We start from the raw sequence: 16,968 nt of genomic DNA, 5'->3' as shown, positions 1-16,968 counted from the left end.
AGGGCCATCACGTCCACGGTATCCCCGGCCGGAGAGCCTGGCCTTCCCACTCAGTGGGAGGCCGTTGCGCCGCTCGGCCTCTCCTCGTGCCGCGGCGTGCCGGCTTCGTCGTGCAGGTGCCGGACGTGGGCGTCCGGGCCGGGGAAGAACAGGCTGGTACGACCGGTGTCGGACCAGCGCACGTCGTACGGCGGGGTGCCGTCCTCATGGTGCAGGGCGATGACTTCGCCGTCACGGCCGGGCTTTCCGACGGTGAAGCCGCCGACGACGATCTGGTCGCCCACCTCGGCGTGGATCCCGTGCCCGTCCGCAGGTGAAGATGCGTTCATGGTCATGCCTTTCTGTGGAATGCGCTGCGCAGGAGCCGGGCGGTGATGAATGACGCGAGGGCTGCCGCGGTGGCCAGCCCTGCGCCGGCCCAGCCGACCGGCTGGGTGTCCAGCAGCGACTGCAGAGCGGGAACGTGCAGGGCAGCCATCGCCAGGAGGGCGGAGGTCGCTGCGGAGGCCGGGAGGAAGAGGTTCTGGCTGGTGAACAACCGGGCCCTCAACCCCAGGGCCACGCCCAGCTGGGCCGCGAGCAGAGACAGGAAGAGCACGCTCTGCCAGGGCAGGCCCATGCCACGCGCGCCGATGCCGGCGATCAGGCTGTACGCCGTCACGGCTGCGGCCAGGATGAGGAGGCGTTGCCACACGCCTGCGGCCAGGATGTGCTGTCCCGGCGGCCGGGGCGGGCGCCGCATCGCCTCAGGTGCGGCCGGCTCGGCGCCCATGGCCACGCCGGTCAGGCCGTGGGTGAGGAGGTTGATCCACAGGATCTGCCCCGCCCGCAGCGGCAGGGCCAGGCCGAGCAGGGGACCTGCCAGCATCACGAGGATCTCGGCGGCTCCGCCGGCCATGGCGTAGACGAGGAAGCGCCGGATGTTGTCGTAGACGCGGCGGCCTTCCTCGACGGCCGTGACCACGGTGGAGAGCTCGTCGTCCGTGAGGACGAGGTCGGCCGCCTGGCGGGCCACCTCCGTGCCGCGGGCGCCCATGGCGACGCCGATGTCGGCCTGGCGGAGGGCGGGGCCGTCGTTGACGCCGTCCCCGGTCATGGCGGTCACGGCGCCGCGGGCACGCCAGGCGTGGACGATGTCCAGCTTCTGCTGTGGATCGGTCCGGGCAAAGACGCGGACCGCGGTCAGGTCGGTGTCCGGCGCTGCGGCCAGCTCGGGTCCGGTGACGACCGTATCGGCTGAACCCTCCTCGACGAGTCCGATGCGTACGGCGATGGCGTGGGCGGTGGCGGGGTGGTCGCCGGTGATCAGGACCGGTGTGATGCTGGCGGCGCGGCAGGCTGCCAAGGTGGCGGCAGCTGCCGCTTTCGGCGGATCGCTGATGGCGATCAGGCCGAGAAGACTCAGTCCGTGTTCCGTCTCGGCCGCAGGCGGGTGCCACTGGAGCCGTTCGGTTCCCGCCACCGCGAGGACCCTGAATCCGTGCGAGGCCAACTCGGCGGCCTGTTGGCGGGCCTGGTCCAGGACTTCGGGCGGCTCGGCGAGCACCACGGGAGCCAGGACGGCCTCCGGCGCCCCCTTGAGGCAGACCAGGACGTTACCGTCCGGCAGGTGGTGGAGGGTGGTCATCCGTTTGCGCAGGCTGTCGAAGGGGGCCTCTCCGATCCGGGGGCAGTCCCGGTGCAGCTCGGCAGGGCCGGGGCAGCCGGCCTTGGCAGCGGCTGCCAGCAGTGCGGCCTCCATGGGATCGCCCACGGCCGTCCATACGTCGGAACCGCTCTGGGGCGGTTTCAGGCTCGCGTCGTTGCACAGGGCTGCCGTGGTGAGGAGCTCCTGCAGCGGGCGGAGCTGCTCGGGCGTCAGGGAGCGTCCGGAACGGGTCAGGGCTCCGTGGGGTTCGTATCCGCTGCCGGACACGTCCGCGGCTCCGGACGGCGTCCACACGTGCTGGACGACCATGCGGCCCTCGGTGAGGGTGCCGGTCTTGTCCGTGGCCAGCACACTCACCGAGCCCAGCGTCTCGACCGCCGGCAGGCGTCGGACCAGGGCGCCCCGGGCCGCCATGCGGCGGGCGCCGAGGGCGAGGGCGAGGGTGACCACGGCGGGCAGGGACTCGGGCACCGCGGCGACGGCCAGGCTGATGGCGGTGACCGCCATCGTGCTCACGCCGAGGCCGCGTACGAGACCCAGGGCGAAGACGAGCACGCACAGGGCGAGGGTGACGGCGGCCAGAACGCGGCCGAGGGAGGCGAGGCGGCGCTGGAGCGGGGTCGGCCCGTGTTCCCCGTCGAGGAGCGCTGCGATCCGGCCGAGGGCACTGGCGGTTCCTGTGGCCGTGGCGGTGGCGGTACCCCGACCGCGCACCACGACGGTGCCGGCGCTGACTGTGTCACCGGCAGTTTTCGCGACGGGTTCCGATTCGCCGGTGAGCATGGACTCGTCCATCAGGAGAGCCGACGCCTCGGTGAGATCGGCATCAGCGGCGACGATGTCCCCCTCGCCCAGCAGCAGGCTGTCACCGGGCACCACGAGCGCTGCCGGCACCTCGTGTGCGGCGCCGTCGCGCCGTACCCGGGCGTGCGGGGCCGAGAGAGCGGAGAGCGCGGCGACCGCCCGGTCCGCCCGGACCTCCTGGGCAACTCCCACGGTCGTGTTGAAGACGACCACCAGCCCGATGACGACGGCGTCCGGGTGGTCACCGATTGCGATGGTCAGAAGTGCGGCACCGAGGAGCACCATGATCAGCGGATCACGCAGCTGTGCCAGCACCCGACGGTGGAGGGGTGTGGCTCGCGGCGGTTCCACCTCGTTGCGGCCGTACCGGGCCAGTCGGCGTTCGGCCTCGGCCTGCGTCAGCCCCGTCGGGGCCGGGGAGCCGACAGGCATGTCGATCGTGCGGCTGGTCATGGCGGGCTCATCCGGTGGGGACGGTGATCACCGGGCAGTGTGCACGGTGCAGCAGGCCATGGACCACGGATCCGATCCTCATGCCGGTGTATCCACCGCGGCCGCGGCGGCCCACGACGACGGCCAGCGCGTGCTCGGCGGCCCGGGCCAGTTCCTCGACCGGGTGGCCGGTGAGGACCTCGTGCGTCACGTGGACGTCCGGGTACTTCTCCGACAGGCCGGCGGTGGCCTCGGAGAGCAAGGTGCGCTGGGCCTGCAGCGCCACCTCCTCGTCGTCCAGCATGATGAGCGGCGGCTGCCACACGCAGACGACCCGCAGCGCAGCCCCCCGAAGGTCGGCCTCGTCGAAGGCGAAGGCCAGCGCGGCAGTGGCGGACGCGCTGCCGTCGATACCCGCGACGACGCAGGGCGGCTGCTGGCTGATGTGCTCGGCGTCGCCCACGACGACGACCGGGCAATCGGCCTGGGCGGTGACGGGGACCACGAGCGAGCCGGCACTGAAGAACTCGGCGGTGCGGCTCAGGTGCCGGGAGCCGAGGACGATCATGCGGGCGTCCCGCGCCGCACGACCCAGGACGGGGGCGGGGAAGCCGCCGAGCAGATCACCGGTGACACTCACCTCGGGGTGGCGGTCACGTACCCAGTTGCACGCCTGTTCGAGTCGGTCGGATCCGGCCTGCTGCAGGGCCGTCTGGCCGGGGGTGTCATCGACGTGATGGGTGTCGTGCTGGGGCGGTACCGCGAGCACCAGGCACAGCGGGAGCCGGCGCCGTTGTGCCTCGCCGGCGGCCCAGGCCAGGGCAAGGTGCCAGTCCCGGACCGGGTCTATGCCCACGACGATGTCATGGGGTCCTGCCTGGCGGCTGGTCATGACCGGCTCCCGAAGTCGCTTCCGGTCCGGGGGATGAGGAGGACGGGGCAGTGGGAGTGGTGCAGCAGGCTGTGCGTGGCCTTCCCCAGGTTGGGGGCGAGCCCGAGGGGCCCTGGAACACGGCGGCCGCCCATGACGAGCAGGTCTGCGTGACGGGACGCCTCGACCAGGACGCCGGCCACGGAGACGCTCTTCTCCACATCGGCCTGCACGTCCAGGTCGGGGAACTCGCCGCGGACCACGTCCGAGACGGCCCGCAGGGTCTCCGCGTGCCCGCCCGCGATCTCGTCGACGCCGTCGAGCATGCTGACCACCTCACCGACGGACTGGAGCACGTTCCACACGTGCAGCAGCCGCAGCGAGGCCTTGTGCAGCTCCGCCTCCTTGGCGGCGTACCGGGCGATCAGGAGGTCGTGCTCATCGCGGATCGCCGCGAGGACGGTGCCGGTCTCCTCGGCCCCGTCGATGCCTCGGACGACGATGACGGGCGTCATGGCGATGGCCGCGGTGTCCAGTCCGACCGAGCCGAGCATGAGGGAGTTGAACCCGCCCAGGCCGCGGTTGCCCACCACGACCGTGCCGTTCAGCCCGCCGGCCCGGTGCAGGCTGTCGACGGCGCCCGCGCGGCTGAATTCGGTGGTCACGTTCAGGCCGGGGTACTCGGCCGACACAGCCTTCGCCGTGTCGTCCAGGAGCGCCCGTCCGTTGACGCGTACCCCTTCGATGGTCTCCGCCGACAGGTACAAGGCCCTGCCGTCGGTGTCGGAGGCGTAGACGATGTGCAGCGGACGGCCGCGGCGCACAGCTTCCTTGGCCGCCCACAGGGCCGCGGCGCGCGCCGACTCCGAGCCGTCCACGCCGACGACGACCGAGCTGGTGTCCGGAGTGCGGAATGTGCTTTCCACGATTCCTCCCAACCGAGAGCCGATGAGGGACACCCCTCACCCTGGCACCGTCGACGCCCTGGGAAGAGGGCCGCCCGGAACCCCAGGCGGGACCAAAGGTCCCCACCGTCGCGGCCCGGCACCCCGGACCCCTACGGGCCCCTGGACGGGACCGTTCGGCCCTCGCTCACCAGCGGTCACCGGCGGATGGTGGGAGGCACACCCGAACCGAACACCAGCCTCGCGTGACACGGCGGAACAGGAGGGCCTCATGAAGCGCCTCGAGGTGGCGGACCTGATGACTGACGAGGTCGTCTCCGTGGCCCCGGGCACCGGCTTCAAGGACGTCGCGAAGCTCCTCGCCCAGTACGACATCTCCGGAGTCCCCGTCCTGGACGACGAGGACCACGTGGTGGGTGTCGTCCCGCAGACCGACCTGCTGGCCCACACAGTGTCGGGCTCCCATCCCGCCGAGCAGAGCAGCACGGTGGCTGGGCCGCCGTCCGCGGTCCTGCGCCCGGACTCCGAGATACGCCGACGCGTCACCGACGAGGTCCTCACGGAGGTGCTCGGTGTGCCGACCGGGGACGTCGACGTCCATGTGGTGGACGGCATCGTCACCCTGGGCGGCCAGGTCGAGCGCCGGAGCCAGCTCCCCGCACTCCTCACCCTCGTCGAACAACTCGACGGGGTCGTCGCTGTGGCATCGCGTGTCACCGCCCGCACCGACGACACGGCAAGTACGCACGCGGACCATGCCCGGCACGCAATGCCCTGGTGATGGACGCCGGACCCGCCCGAAGGGAATCGCAGCCATGGAAGACCACGTGACCGCCGGAGTCGATGGTTCCCCGGAAAGCCGGGCGGCAGCGCGCTGGGCAGCACGGGAGGCCGTCCTGCGGCAGGTGCCGCTGCGGCTCGTGCACGCCGTTGACTGGCCCCTGGACCCGGTGTTCCCCGGACTGGGCCGCCAGGACGTGGACCGCTGGGCGGACCAGGCCCTGACCGAAGCCGCGCAGGAGCTGCACGGGCGCCACCCGAACTTGGAGATCACGACCCGCTGCCTGACAGCACGGCCGGCCGCCGCCCTCGCGGCCGAGGCCGCCGACGCCGGGCTGCTGGTCCTGGGATCGCGCGGCCTGGGCGGCCTGGTCGGCTTCATCGCCGGCTCGGTCGCCATGTCCACCCTGGTCGCGACCGGCACGCCGGTCGTCATCGTTCGCGTCGCCGACGACCCGGACGGCCTGGGCACGGACTCGAGCGCCGAGGTCGTCGTGGGGGTCGACATCCACGAAGCGTGCGACCGGGTCCTCAGCTTCGCTTTCGAAGAGGCGGACCGGCGCGACTGCCCGCTGCGGGTCGTGCACGGCTGGAAGATGCCCGCTGCCTACAGCTACGTCCCCTTCTTCGATCCGGACAACGAACGAGACATCGGCAGGAGCGTCACACACATGGTGGACGACATGCTGCTGCCTTGGCGGCACAAGTTCCCCGACGTGAACGTCAGCCACAGCGTGTTCATGGGATCCGCGGGCGATCATCTCGTCCGGGCCGCGCAGGGCGCGCAACTCGTCGTCGTGGGACGCCATGTGCGCCGCTCGGCCCTCGGCGCGCACCTGGGCTCGGTCGCCCACGCGGTCCTGCACCACGCAGCAGCCCCCGTGGCCGTCATCGCCCACGACTGAAGGAGCGGTACCGGGGCCGGAGCCCGCCTCGAAACCCCCGGACGGCACTACCCACGGCCGGGTCGCCCTTCAGACCATCACGGGTACCGGCCGTTTCATCGAGGAGGAAGGCCATGAAGCACCTGCGCAGCGTCGAGGACGTCATGACACACGCCGTGATCTCCGTCGACCAAGGAACCGCGTTCAAGGACATCGTGGAAGCGCTGCGGATGTGGAACGTCAGCGCGCTCCCCGTCCTGGCACAGGACGGACAGGTGGTCGGCGTCGTCTCCGAAGCCGACCTGCTGCTCAAGCCCAAAGCCAGCGACACCGCCCACGACACCACCGCCGAGCAGCTGATGACCCGCCCGGCAGTGACCGTCACGCAGAGCGCCACCATCCCCGCCGCGGCGCGCCTGATGGCCCGCGGGCACCTCAAGCGCCTTCCCGTGGTCGACCGCGACAGCCGCCTCGTCGGCGTCGTCAGCCGCGGCGACCTGCTCAAGGTCTTCCTGCGCCCCGACGAGGACATCGGCGCCGAGATCCGTGAACTGATCATGTACCAGCTGATCCCGCACGGTTCCGCCGAAGTACACGTCCACGTCGCCAACGGCATCGTCTACCTCAACGGATCGCTGCCGGACCCCGCGATGGAAGACGTCGTCGTACGCGCCGCCGGTACCGTACCGGGCGTGGTCGACGTCAAGACGGATTTCACCGTCCCCGTCTCCGCATGAGGGCATCACCGCCATGAGGCACCGTAGCGTCGCGGACCTGATGACGCCCACCGCCGTCACCGTCCGGCGCACGACCGCGTTCAAGGAGATCGCCAGGCTCCTGAAAGAGTTCGACATCACCGCCATGCCCGTGATCGACGAAACCGGGCACCCGGTCGGCGTCGTCTCCGAAGCCGACCTTCTCCGCCGGCGGCCCGCCGGCAGTGCGGCGACGGCCGAGGCGCTGATGACGAGCCCGGCTGTCACAGCCCGCCCCGAGTGGAGTGCGGTCCGCGCGGCCCGGGTCATGCAGCGCCACCGGGTCAAGCGGCTACCGGTCGTCGATGAGGAAGGCCGCGTGGTCGGCGTCCTCAGTCGTAGCGATCTGATCCAGCTCTTCCTCCGCCGCGACCGCGCGATACAGGAAGAGATCCTCGAGGACGTCCTCACCCGGACTCTCCACCTGGCTCCTTCGGCCATCACCGTCGAAGTCGACGACGGCCTGGTGACGCTCAGCGGCACCATGCCGCAGCCCGGGCTGCTGCCCGTGGTGGTGCGTCTTTGCCAGAGCGTCGACGGGGTCGTCGACGTCGACAACAGACTGACCTGCGCCGAAGCCGAGCCGAGCTGAGTGGGCGCGCAGGGCCGGTCGGTCCCCGGATGGGCCGCTCGGTCCTTCCCAGGGCGCCGCAAGCGGAAGAGGCTGGGAGAAGCCGACCATGCGACCCCGGGAGGAACACCATGTCGAACCGGATCACGGTAGGTCTGGACGGATCGGGCGCCGACACCGCCGCAGCCGACTGGGCCGCCCACGAGGCCGAATTGCGTGACGCAGCGCTGGAACTCGTCCACGCGGAGGACTGGGCACAGTACGGTCCCTTCGCCGTTCCGCTCCCCGAACCGCGTGAACAGTGGGCCGAGGAGCTCCTTTCGCACACACGGGACCGGCTGCTGCGCGAATACGGCACGCTCGACATCAGCACCCACGGCACCAAAGGACTCGCGGCCTCCAAGGTCCTCGCCTCGTCCGCGGCCGATGCGGACCTGCTCGTGCTCGGCTCACGCGGCCTCGGCGCCATTGCCGGGTTCGTCGTGGGCTCGACATGCTCGGCGACCATCCCCGAGACCGACACGCCCGTCGTCCTCGTGCGCTCCGCCGACGGCCAAGACCGTCCGCCCGGCCACGCGGGTGATGCCGGACCGGTGGTGCTCGGAGTGGACCTGCGCAGCAATTGCGACCGGCTCCTCGCTTTCGCCTGCGAGGAAGCGGACCTGCGGGCCTGCCCGCTCGTCGTCGTACACGGCTGGTCGCTCCCGCCGGTCCTCTCCTACGCTCCCGTCCTCGATCCCGGCGTCGAGAAGGAGATGGCCGACGGACTCAAGACCACGCTTCGCGAGCTGCTGAGCCCCTGGGAGAAGAAGTACCCGCGGCTCGACCTCGATGCCCGCATCGTCATCGGCCAGCCCGCCATCCAGATCCTGGACGCCGCGTCCGGCGCGGCACTCGTCGTGGTCGGCCGGCGTATCCGCCGTCCGGCACTCGGCGCCCGCATCGGCCCCATCACCCACGCGGTGATGCACCACGCCACCTCACCGGTCGCCGTCGTGGCGCACGACTGAAGCCGCACAGACAGGACCAGTGCCGTGACCGCAACACACCTCGACCCCGACACCGTCATCCAGCTCGTCGGCGACGCCGTCACCGCGCCGTCCATGCACAACGCCCAGCCATGGAAGTTCGTCTTCCATGCCGGCAGCGGTGGCCTCGCCCTGTACGGCGATCCGGAACGCGCGATGAAGCGGACCGACCCGAACCACCGCAGCCTCCACCTCGGTTGCGCCGCGGCGCTGTTCAACCTGCGCGTGTCCGCGGCCTGGATCGGTCTACCGGTCCGCGTCCAGCTCTTGCCCGACGACGCCGAACCATGGCTGTTCGCCACCGTGACCATCGACGAAACTGCGGGCGCGGACCACGAGCTCGCCTCCCTGCACGACGCCGTCCGGCGTCGGCACACCAGCCGCTACCCCTTCAGCGAGGAGCCGGTGCCGACCGCACTGCTCGACGGTCTGTGGGCCGCCGCCCACGTGGAAGGCTGCCGCCTCACTGTCCCGGACACCTGGCACATCGACACCGTGCTCGGGCTGGTACGGGACGCAGAACACCGCGAGGAGATCGATCCGCTCGCCCGGGCGGAGACCGCCGCCTGGACCTCCCCCACGCAGGACGCTTCGGGCACGCGTAGTGACGGCATTCCCGCCGCCGCGTTCGGACCGAAGGTTTCTGGCGGCCGCACGCCCGTACGTGACTTCGGTTGGGCCAACCCGATACCGGATCGCGGCTGGGCCGTGTTCGAGAAGAGGCCGCAGCTGGCTCTGCTGAGCACCCCGGGGGACACGAGAGCCGACTGGCTGCGTGCCGGCCAGGCAATGGAGCGAGTCCTTCTGCAGGCCACTGCCGACGGCCTCGCCACGTCGATGACGTCTCATCCCCTGGAATGGCCGGAGTTGCGCTGGACGGTTCGCGACCCGGTCGCGGCCATGGGACACGTGCAAATGGTGTTCCGCCTCGGCTACGGCCCCACAGGCCCCGACACGCCCCGCCGCCCGTTGACCGAGGTCCTGGAAATCCGGGAGTAGACACCACCGGCGCCTACTGCGGTTCAGTTCTTCCCGAGGGTGGCGGCGTGGTCGGGTACGGCGGTCTGCAGCAGCTTGGACGGACGCTCGTAGCCCGTGGACCGCGGCCTCGGCGGCAAGGTCAGCGACGGTACCGCCACCTCCGCCCAGGCCGGGAACCGCGTTGGGGGGCGGCCGTAGACGGCGAGGATGTCCCAACCTCGGGCGCGCACCAGTGTCGGCCGGGCGCGCATGCGAGCCAACGGCCGTCTCCCGGATGCCGGAGCTCGCTGATGGCCGTGCGGATGACCATCGCGGCGATGACGATGACGGGCGCCAGCAGCGATCATCGCCGCCGGCCATCAGGTGGGCAGCCCGTCCGTATGCTGTGGTGCTCTCGGCAGCCGTGTCGTGCTGGTAGACATCGGGGATGCCGTCGTTGTCGGCGTCAGTGTTCTCCGCCTCGTACAGCCGCCGGTAGACGGTGTTGCGTCGACGCAGCAGGACGGCTGCAAGGACCGCGGCGATCAGCGAGGCGACGAGCACGGCTGCCTTGACGTGCTCGCCGGTCCGGCCGCCGGGGAAGGCGAGTTCCCCGATGAGGAGGGCGACGGTGAAGCCGATCCCGGCCAGTTCGGACAGGCCCAGGACATCGGCCCAGGCGAGGTCGGGCGGCCACAGCCGCGCTGCCGGTCATCGCCGCGTTGTGCGGGATGGCCGTACCCGCCGCCCTCTACCTGGCCACCACCACGGCGGGCGGCGGCAGCAGTGTGGGCTGGGCGGTCCCGATGGCCACGGACATCGCGTTCGCCCTGGCGGTCCTGGCGGTGCTGTCCACGCACCTGCCAGCCGCGCTGCGGCGGGTGGGTTCCGAGGCTGGTGACGGCAGCCACGGCGGAGAGAGGGGCGAGGAGTACGAACAGGGCGGGGTAGCCGCCGAGCGGTGCGGCGAGGGCGGCGCCGGCGAAGGGGGCGAAGGCGAAGGGGGCGAGGGCGGCCGCGGTGTGGGCTGGTGCGGCAAGGAGCCCGGAGAGGCGGCCGTAGTGGGTGGTGCCCAGCGGTCGGTGACGGCAGTGGCCTGGAGGAGGGTGAGGTTGCCGCGGACTGTTCCCGCGACCGGCGAGTGCGACCAAGAGTGTGTAGGGCCCGGCGATGACCCCGAGAGCGGCGGTGGTGAGGCCGCCGAGTCCGAACAGGGCGGTGGTTCGGGCGGTCGCGCCGGTGCGGCAGGCCAGGACGGCGTAGTAGAGGATGCCCCAGCTGGTGATCTGGGTGACGCACAGGGCGGGCAGTGCGGCGCGTGGCCGCGACCGGACCCCCGTCCCGGTCGCGGCCACGCCGGCCTCGGTGTGCGGCATGGTGTTCAGCAGCCGCCGGAAGAGGGGGCGGGGGCGCCGACGGTGAGGGTCTCGGGTGCCGCGCAGCAGCCGCCGCCGCTGGTCTCTTCGGCGGCCGCGGGCTGGTCGAAGAGGCCGGCGCCGCCGCAGACTCCGGTCTCGGGGAGGGTGAGTTCGACGCGTTCGGCGGCTTCCTGGTCGCCGGCGAGGTGGGCGGCGATGGAGCGGACCTGCTCGTAGCCGGTCATGGCGAGGAAGGTCGGCGCGCGGCCGTAGGACTTCATGCCGACGATGTAGACGCCCTGTTCGGGGTGGGACAGCTCGTTCACGCCGTGCGGGTAGACGGTGCCGCACGAGTGCTGGTTCGGATCGATCAGCGGCGCGAGCTCGACCGGTGCCTGGAGGCGCTCGTCCAGGCCCAGGCGCAGCTCGGAGACGAAGGACAGGTCGGGGCGCAGTCCGGTCAGGACGATGACCTCGTCGACCGCGTCGAGGCGGCGGCCGTCCTCGGCGACCAGGATCAGGCGGCCGTCGCTGCCGCGCTGGATGGCGTCGGTGCGGAAGCCGGTGACGGCGTCGGCGTAGCCGTTGTCGACGGCGGCCTTGGCGGCGAGGCCGAGGGCTCCGCGGGCGGGGAGCTGATCGGCGCTGCCGCCGCCGAAGGTGGAGCCGGAGATACCGCGGCGCAGGATCCAGGTGGCATGTGTGCCGGTGGCGTCCTCGGCCTCGGCGAGGTCGGCGAGGTAGGCCAGCGCGGTGAAGGCGGAGGCGCCCGAGCCGATGACGGCGGTGCGCTTGCCCGCGTACCGGGCCCGGGTGGCCGGGTTCTTGAGGTCGGGGATGCGGTAGGAGATCCGGTCGCCGGCAGCCTTCTCGCCGAGGGCGGGCAGGCCGTCGCCGCCGATGGGGCTCGGGGTGTACCAGGTGCCGGAGGCGTCGATGACGGCGGAGGCCAGGATGCGTTCCTCGGTGCCGTCCGCGTTCGCGATGCGCACGGTGAAGGGCTGCTGCTCGCGGTCGGCGTCCACGATCCGGTCGCGACCGAGGCGGGAGACGCCGATGACGGTGGCGCCGTAGCGGACCCTTTCCCCGAGGACGTCGGCGAGGGGCTGGAGGTAGAAGGCGGCCCAGTCGGCACCGGAGGGGTACGTCGCGCCGTCGGGTGCCGTCCAGCCGGTAGGAGCCAGAAGCTTCTCGGCGGCCGGGTCAACGAGCTCGGACCAGGTGGAGAAGAGCCGAACGTGACCCCATTCGCGTACCGCGGTGGCGGCGGCCGCTCCGGCTTCCAGGACGAGGGGCTTGATGCCGCGCCCGGTGAGGTGGGCTGCGGCCGCCAGGCCGGCGGGGCCGGCTCCGATCACGGCGACGGGCAGGGCTTCGGTGGATGCGTTCACGACGGGCTCCCCATTGATTCGACGTCTGTCGATGTCCTGACGCCTTAAGACTGCACTCGATATCGACGTTGGTCAACATAGACATCTGTCGAAGTTCAAAGGATGATGGGGGCATGTCCACTGTGAAGGTGTTGCCGCTGCTGGAGCCGGATGCCGTGGCCCCGTGCTGCCCGCCCCTGACCCAGCGCCCACTGACGGCAGAGGAGGCCGAACGGACCGCCCTGATGTTCAAGGCCCTCGGCGACCCGGTACGCCTGCGCCTGTTCTCCGCCGTCGCCTCCCACGAGGGCGGTGAGGCGTGCGTGTGCGACATCTCCGACGTCGGCGTCTCCCAGCCCACCGTCTCCCACCACCTGAAGAAGCTCCGCGAGGCGGGCTTGCTCTCCTCCGAACGGCGCGGGACCTGGGTGTACTACCGGGTCGAACCGACCGTCCTCGCGGCCATGGGCCAGCTCCTCACCCGCGCGGCCACCGCGTGAGCATCACCATCACGCCGCTGACCGACGGGCACGCTGACGAGGTCCTGGCGATCTACCAGGCGGGTATCGACGAGGGCAACGCCACCTTCGAGACCACCGCCCCGACCTGGGCCGAGTTCGACGCGGCGAGGCTACCCGAGCACCGCTTCGCCGCGCTCGACACCGGCGGCAAGGTGCTCGGCTGGGTTGCCGCCACCCGGGTCTCCGACCGTTGCGCGTACGCGGGCGTTGTCGAGCACTCCGTCTACGTCCACCCCGGCGCCCGGGCCCGCGGTGTCGCCGGGCAGCTCCTGGCGGCGCTGGTGGAGTCGACCGAGGCCGCGGGGATCTGGACGATCCAGTCCGGGATCTTCCCCGAGAACGCCGCCAGCCTCGCCGTCCATGCGCGGGCCGGGTTCCGGGTCATCGGCACCCGCGAGCGCATCGGCCGCCATCACGGCGCCTGGCGGGACGTGGTTCTGCTGGAGCGCCGAAGCCCCAGCGTCACGTGAGGTCTGTTCCTCTCACCTGCCGGTCGGTGCTGGAGGCTGTTCGGCCCGGTCCTGATCGGTTGCGCCGCCTTTGTCGAAGGCCCGGTTCCAGACCTCGCTGTAGATCTGCAAGTCCTGCGGAGGCGGTTCGAGGTCCCCGTGGACGCGCACGGAGCTGGTGTTCCACGGCCGTCGCCCATCGTGGCGCGGGGTGAGCAGGACGCCGAGCGCCGATGATTCCTTGGTCCGGCCGGTGCGATTGGTGACCTCATGGTGCCGAAGCGGCACGTAGGCGGTGAACGCCGCCTGAACGTCACGGTCGAAGCGGGTCGCGGCGCCGACGATGAGTTGGCGTGTGCCGTCGGCGTCGAGCATGCGCCGGAAGCGCCATTTGCAGTGACCTGCAGGCACTTCCGGGACGTCGCGAAGCATGTCCAAGAGCAGGTGGCCCCACTCGGCCCGGGCCGCGACGGGCAGCCGGTCGAGGTCGGAGAGCACGGTGAAGCGGTTGTGCTCGGTCAGGGAGTCCTGGAACGGTGAGAGCGCGATGTCTTCGAGCATGATGCGGATCGTGCGGTGAACGTTCGCACCGTCGCTGCCGGCGGGAGCCTGCGGCAGCGGCGGGGCGGAAAACAATGGACCAGGGCTCCGTGCCCGCGCGTGCCGATGACCAGCATCTCAGCACCCTTGGCGGCGTGCAGCAGGGCCGGCACGGGCGCGTCGGAGAGCACTTCCGCGGTGAGGGCCAGCCCCAGGTACCGGCGGGTGAGCTCGCCCTCGACCTCCTTCAGGACGTCGTCGGCGCGGCGGGCTTCGTGTCCCGGTCCTGGACGATCGGTGCTGCGAGCGGCTGCCAAGCCAGGCGTGGACCACGTGCAGGGGCAGGTCACGCCATACGGCTTCCCGTGCGGCCCAGTCCGCCGCGGCCCGGCTCTGAGGGGATCCGTCCACTCCGACAACCAGGGTTTGCTTCACGAGTCTGTCCTCCGTACCGATGCCGGGGCATCGCCGTCGGTCGTCAGGGGAGCCGCGCCGGCCGGGGGGACCGGCGCCGCTGACCTCACCCTCCCGGCTGAACGCCGTGGCACACAGGGGCCGACGGTCCCTCCCCCAGGGCCGGTCCTCCCCTCGCGGCGCCGATGCGGGGACGGCAGTGTGGAGGCGTCGGCTCAGTCGACGAACGTCCCGGACCGTCGTACTCAGGAGCGGGCATGACCTCGTACCCCATCTCGGAGCTCGACGCGCACTGGCGCGCAGCCAACTATCTGGCAGTCGGCCAGATCTACCTCATGGACAACCCGCTGCTCACCGAGCCGCTACGGCCGGAGCACATCAAGCCGCGGCTGCTCGGCCACTGGGGCACTTCCCCCGGCCTGAACCTCGTCCACACCCACCTCAACCGTGTGATCAAGGACCGCTCGCTCGACGCCCTGTGCGTCTGGGGTCCGGGCCACGGCGGTCCGGCCGTCCTCGCCAACTCCTGGCTGGAAGGCACGTACACCGAGACCTACCCGGGCATCACGCGGGACGCGGTCGGCATGGGCGCGCTGTTCCGGCAGTTCTCCTTCCCCGGCGGCGTGCCGAGCCACGTGGCCCCCGAGACGCCCGGCTCCATCCACGAAGGCGGCGAGCTCGGATACGCCCTGGCCCACGCCTACGGAGCCGCCTTCGACCACCCCGGCCTGCTGGTCGCCTGCGTCATCGGGGACGGCGAGGCCGAGACGGGGCCGCTGGCGGCGTCCTGGCACTCGAACAAGTTCCTCGACCCGGTCCACGACGGCGCGGTCCTGCCGATCCTGCACCTCAACGGCTACAAGATCGCCAATCCGACGGTGCTGTCCCGTATCCCTGCGGACGAGCTCGATGCGCTGCTGCGCGGTTACGGGCACGACCCGCTGTACGTGACCGGCAGCGACCCCGCCCAGGTCCATCACGCCATGGCCCGCGCCGTGGACCACGCCGTGGACCGCATCGCGCTCATCCAGCAGGAAGCCCGGGCAGCGGGTATCGGCACGCAGCGCGAGCGCGCACGCTGGCCGATGATCGTGCTGCGTACCCCCAAGGGCTGGACCGGCCCCGCGACCGTCGACGGCGACCCGGTCGAGGGCACGTGGCGGGCCCACCAGGTCCCACTGGCCGGGGTACGCGAAAACCCGACGCACCTGAAGCAGTTGGAGGACTGGCTGCGCTCGTACCGGCCGCAGGAGCTCTTCGACGCCGACGGGCGCCCCACCGAGCAGGTCCTCGCCTGTCTCCCGCAGGGCGATCACCGCCTGGGCGCCGTCCCGTACGCGAACGGTGGCCGGCTCCTGCGGCCCCTCCCGCTCCCCGCCCTCGACACCTACGCCGTCCCTGTCGAAAAGCGAGGCAGCAGCCTCCACGAACCGACCCGCGTCCTCGGGCGCTTCCTGACCCGGATCATGCGCGACACCGCCGCGCGGCGGGACTTCAGGGTCGTCGGACCGGACGAGACCGCCTCCAACCGGCTGGACGACCTGTACGACGCCACCGGCAAAGCCTGGCAGGGCATGACGGAGACGACGGACCGCAACCTGTCCCGCGATGGCCGCGTCATGGAGATCCTGTCGGAACATGTCTGCCAGGGCTGGCTGGAGGGGTACCTCCTCACCGGCCGCCACGGACTCTTCTCCACCTACGAAGCCTTCGCGCACATCGTCGACTCCATGGTCGGCCAGCACATCAAGTGGCTGAAGGCAGCGCGCGAGTTGTCCTGGCGGGCCCCGATCGCATCTCTCAACTACCTGCTCACCTCGCACGTCTGGCGCCAGGACAACAACGGCTTCTCCCACCAGGACCCCGGCTTCGTCGACCACGTCCTCAACAAGAGCCCCGAGGTCGTACGGGTCTACCTGCCGCCGGACGCCAACACCCTCCTCGCCGTGGCCGATCACGCCCTGCGCAGCCGCGATCAGGTCAACGTGATCGTCGCCGGCAAGCAGCCCTGCTTCGACTGGCTGCCGATCGACGAGGCCCGCACCCACGTGACGCGCGGCGCAGGCGTCTGGGAGTGGGCGGGAACCGACCACGGCTCCCGCGAACCGGACGTCGTACTCGCCTGCGCCGGTGACGTACCCACCATGGAGGTGCTGGCCGCAGCGGCCCTGCTCCGAGAGCACCTCCCCTCGCTGGCCGTCCGCGTCGTCAACGTCGTCGACATCGCCCGGCTCATGCCCCACGAGGAACACCCCCACGGCATGACGGACGCCGAGTACGACGCGCTCTTCACCACAGACAAGCCGGTGATCTTCGCCTACCACGGCTACCCGTGGCTCATCCACCGCCTCGCCTACCGCCGGACCGGCCACCCCCAGCTGCACGTCCGCGGCTACAAGGAGTCCGGCACCACGACCACCCCCTTCGACATGGTCGTGCGCAACGACCTCGACCGCTACCGGCTCGTCATGGACGTCATCGACCGCGTCCCCGGCCTCGCCGGTCGCGCCGAGGGACTCCGCCAGGCCATGGCCGACCAGCGCATCCGCCACCACAGCTGGATCCGCGAGCACGGCACGGACCTGCCGGAGGTCGCGGACTGGTCTTGGCCGTACTGAGGCCACCGCGCCCTCGGGGACGGGGTCGGCCGCTGCTCCGACCCCTCGACCGCAGCTGCG

General features: G+C 71.3%; 17 protein-coding genes and 3 pseudogenes. 10 read left to right on the top strand and 10 right to left on the bottom strand.

Annotated elements, in window-relative coordinates:
* Positions 1-50 precede the first annotated feature (50 nt).
* The 4 genes from OHA91_RS33710 to OHA91_RS33695 are packed head-to-tail and all read right to left on the bottom strand — an operon-like array spanning position 51 to position 4,681.
* Positions 51-329, bottom strand: a complete 279-nt coding sequence (locus OHA91_RS33710; RefSeq protein WP_276566754.1) for a DUF1918 domain-containing protein — start codon at positions 327-329, stop codon at positions 51-53.
* Between the two features lie 2 nt (positions 330-331).
* A complete protein-coding gene (locus OHA91_RS33705) occupies positions 332-2,905 on the bottom strand; it encodes a cation-translocating P-type ATPase (RefSeq protein ID WP_328740605.1) in 2,574 nt (857 codons plus the stop codon).
* A 7-nt stretch (positions 2,906-2,912) separates the two neighbouring features.
* On the bottom strand, positions 2,913-3,776 hold the full coding sequence (locus OHA91_RS33700) for a universal stress protein (RefSeq protein ID WP_328740604.1): 864 nt from the start codon (positions 3,774-3,776) through the stop codon (positions 2,913-2,915).
* Positions 3,773-4,681, bottom strand: a complete 909-nt coding sequence (locus tag OHA91_RS33695) for a universal stress protein (protein WP_328740603.1) — start codon at positions 4,679-4,681, stop codon at positions 3,773-3,775. The genes OHA91_RS33700 and OHA91_RS33695 overlap by 4 nt, the downstream gene beginning before the upstream one ends.
* Before the next feature lie 250 nt (positions 4,682-4,931).
* Here OHA91_RS33695 and OHA91_RS33690 point away from each other — a divergent pair, with 250 nt between their 5' ends.
* The 6 genes from OHA91_RS33690 (at position 4,932) to OHA91_RS33665 (ending at position 9,677) form a co-directional block, all read left to right on the top strand.
* Positions 4,932-5,441, top strand: coding sequence for a CBS domain-containing protein (locus OHA91_RS33690; protein WP_266503891.1), 510 nt, complete (start codon positions 4,932-4,934; stop codon positions 5,439-5,441).
* A gap of 34 nt (positions 5,442-5,475) precedes the next feature.
* The gene (locus OHA91_RS33685; RefSeq protein ID WP_266503889.1) at positions 5,476-6,345 is read left to right on the top strand and encodes a universal stress protein; all 870 of its coding nucleotides are present in this window, start codon (positions 5,476-5,478) and stop codon (positions 6,343-6,345) included.
* Between the two features lie 113 nt (positions 6,346-6,458).
* The gene (locus OHA91_RS33680; RefSeq protein WP_266503886.1) at positions 6,459-7,061 is read left to right on the top strand and encodes a CBS domain-containing protein; all 603 of its coding nucleotides are present in this window, start codon (positions 6,459-6,461) and stop codon (positions 7,059-7,061) included.
* A 13-nt stretch (positions 7,062-7,074) separates the two neighbouring features.
* Positions 7,075-7,671 carry a CBS domain-containing protein gene (locus tag OHA91_RS33675; RefSeq protein WP_266503883.1) on the top strand — a complete coding sequence of 199 codons (597 nt, stop codon included), beginning with the start codon at positions 7,075-7,077 and terminating at the stop codon, positions 7,669-7,671.
* 110 nt (positions 7,672-7,781) lie between these two features.
* Complete coding sequence (locus tag OHA91_RS33670) at positions 7,782-8,660, top strand: universal stress protein (RefSeq protein WP_328740602.1); 879 nt, start codon at positions 7,782-7,784, stop codon at positions 8,658-8,660.
* A gap of 24 nt (positions 8,661-8,684) precedes the next feature.
* The gene (locus tag OHA91_RS33665) at positions 8,685-9,677 is read left to right on the top strand and encodes an Acg family FMN-binding oxidoreductase (RefSeq protein ID WP_328740601.1); all 993 of its coding nucleotides are present in this window, start codon (positions 8,685-8,687) and stop codon (positions 9,675-9,677) included.
* Between the two features lie 23 nt (positions 9,678-9,700).
* Here OHA91_RS33665 and OHA91_RS39920 read toward each other — a convergent pair whose 3' ends face one another.
* Positions 9,701-9,919: a hypothetical protein gene (locus tag OHA91_RS39920; protein WP_408059205.1), complete on the bottom strand. Its 219-nt coding sequence runs from the start codon at positions 9,917-9,919 to the stop codon at positions 9,701-9,703.
* 136 nt (positions 9,920-10,055) lie between these two features.
* Positions 10,056-10,328, bottom strand: a pseudogene (locus OHA91_RS33655) (Na+/H+ antiporter NhaA); the annotation flags it as partial.
* 8 nt (positions 10,329-10,336) lie between these two features.
* Between OHA91_RS33655 and OHA91_RS33650 the strand changes: the two are divergent.
* Positions 10,337-10,516: pseudogene (locus OHA91_RS33650) on the top strand (Na+/H+ antiporter NhaA); the annotation flags it as partial.
* On the opposite strand, the pseudogene OHA91_RS33645 reads toward OHA91_RS33650, so the two are convergent.
* Together OHA91_RS33645 and OHA91_RS33640 are read right to left on the bottom strand one after the other, a co-directional pair.
* Positions 10,517-10,912, bottom strand: a pseudogene (locus OHA91_RS33645) (MFS transporter); the annotation flags it as partial.
* A gap of 107 nt (positions 10,913-11,019) precedes the next feature.
* Positions 11,020-12,387 carry an NAD(P)-binding domain-containing protein gene (locus OHA91_RS33640; protein WP_328740600.1) on the bottom strand — a complete coding sequence of 456 codons (1,368 nt, stop codon included), beginning with the start codon at positions 12,385-12,387 and terminating at the stop codon, positions 11,020-11,022.
* Positions 12,388-12,500: 113 nt separating this feature from the next.
* On the opposite strand from OHA91_RS33640, the gene OHA91_RS33635 reads away from it, so the two are divergent.
* Positions 12,501-12,866 carry an ArsR/SmtB family transcription factor gene (locus OHA91_RS33635; protein ID WP_266503873.1) on the top strand — a complete coding sequence of 122 codons (366 nt, stop codon included), beginning with the start codon at positions 12,501-12,503 and terminating at the stop codon, positions 12,864-12,866.
* Entirely contained in the window at positions 12,863-13,357 is a 495-nt protein-coding gene (locus OHA91_RS33630; RefSeq protein WP_266503871.1) for a GNAT family N-acetyltransferase, read from the top strand. Before OHA91_RS33635 ends, OHA91_RS33630 begins: the two co-directional genes overlap by 4 nt.
* A 12-nt stretch (positions 13,358-13,369) precedes the next feature.
* Here the strand turns inward: OHA91_RS33630 and OHA91_RS33625 are convergent, their stop codons facing one another.
* Together OHA91_RS33625 and OHA91_RS33620 are read right to left on the bottom strand one after the other, a co-directional pair.
* On the bottom strand, positions 13,370-13,897 hold the full coding sequence (locus tag OHA91_RS33625; protein ID WP_266503869.1) for a hypothetical protein: 528 nt from the start codon (positions 13,895-13,897) through the stop codon (positions 13,370-13,372).
* Between the two features lie 117 nt (positions 13,898-14,014).
* Positions 14,015-14,287 (bottom strand): universal stress protein, encoded by a 273-nt coding sequence (locus OHA91_RS33620; RefSeq protein WP_266504322.1) that lies wholly within the window; start codon positions 14,285-14,287, stop codon positions 14,015-14,017.
* 260 nt (positions 14,288-14,547) lie between these two features.
* Here OHA91_RS33620 and OHA91_RS33615 point away from each other — a divergent pair, with 260 nt between their 5' ends.
* Positions 14,548-16,908 carry a phosphoketolase family protein gene (locus OHA91_RS33615; RefSeq protein ID WP_328740599.1) on the top strand — a complete coding sequence of 787 codons (2,361 nt, stop codon included), beginning with the start codon at positions 14,548-14,550 and terminating at the stop codon, positions 16,906-16,908.
* Positions 16,909-16,968: the final 60 nt, after the last annotated feature.

Source organism: Streptomyces erythrochromogenes, from assembly GCF_036170895.1.
GTDB lineage: Bacteria > Actinomycetota > Actinomycetes > Streptomycetales > Streptomycetaceae > Streptomyces > Streptomyces erythrochromogenes.
Note: the sequence above shows the minus strand (reverse complement) of the source record. Positions and strands in the feature narration are given on the sequence as shown.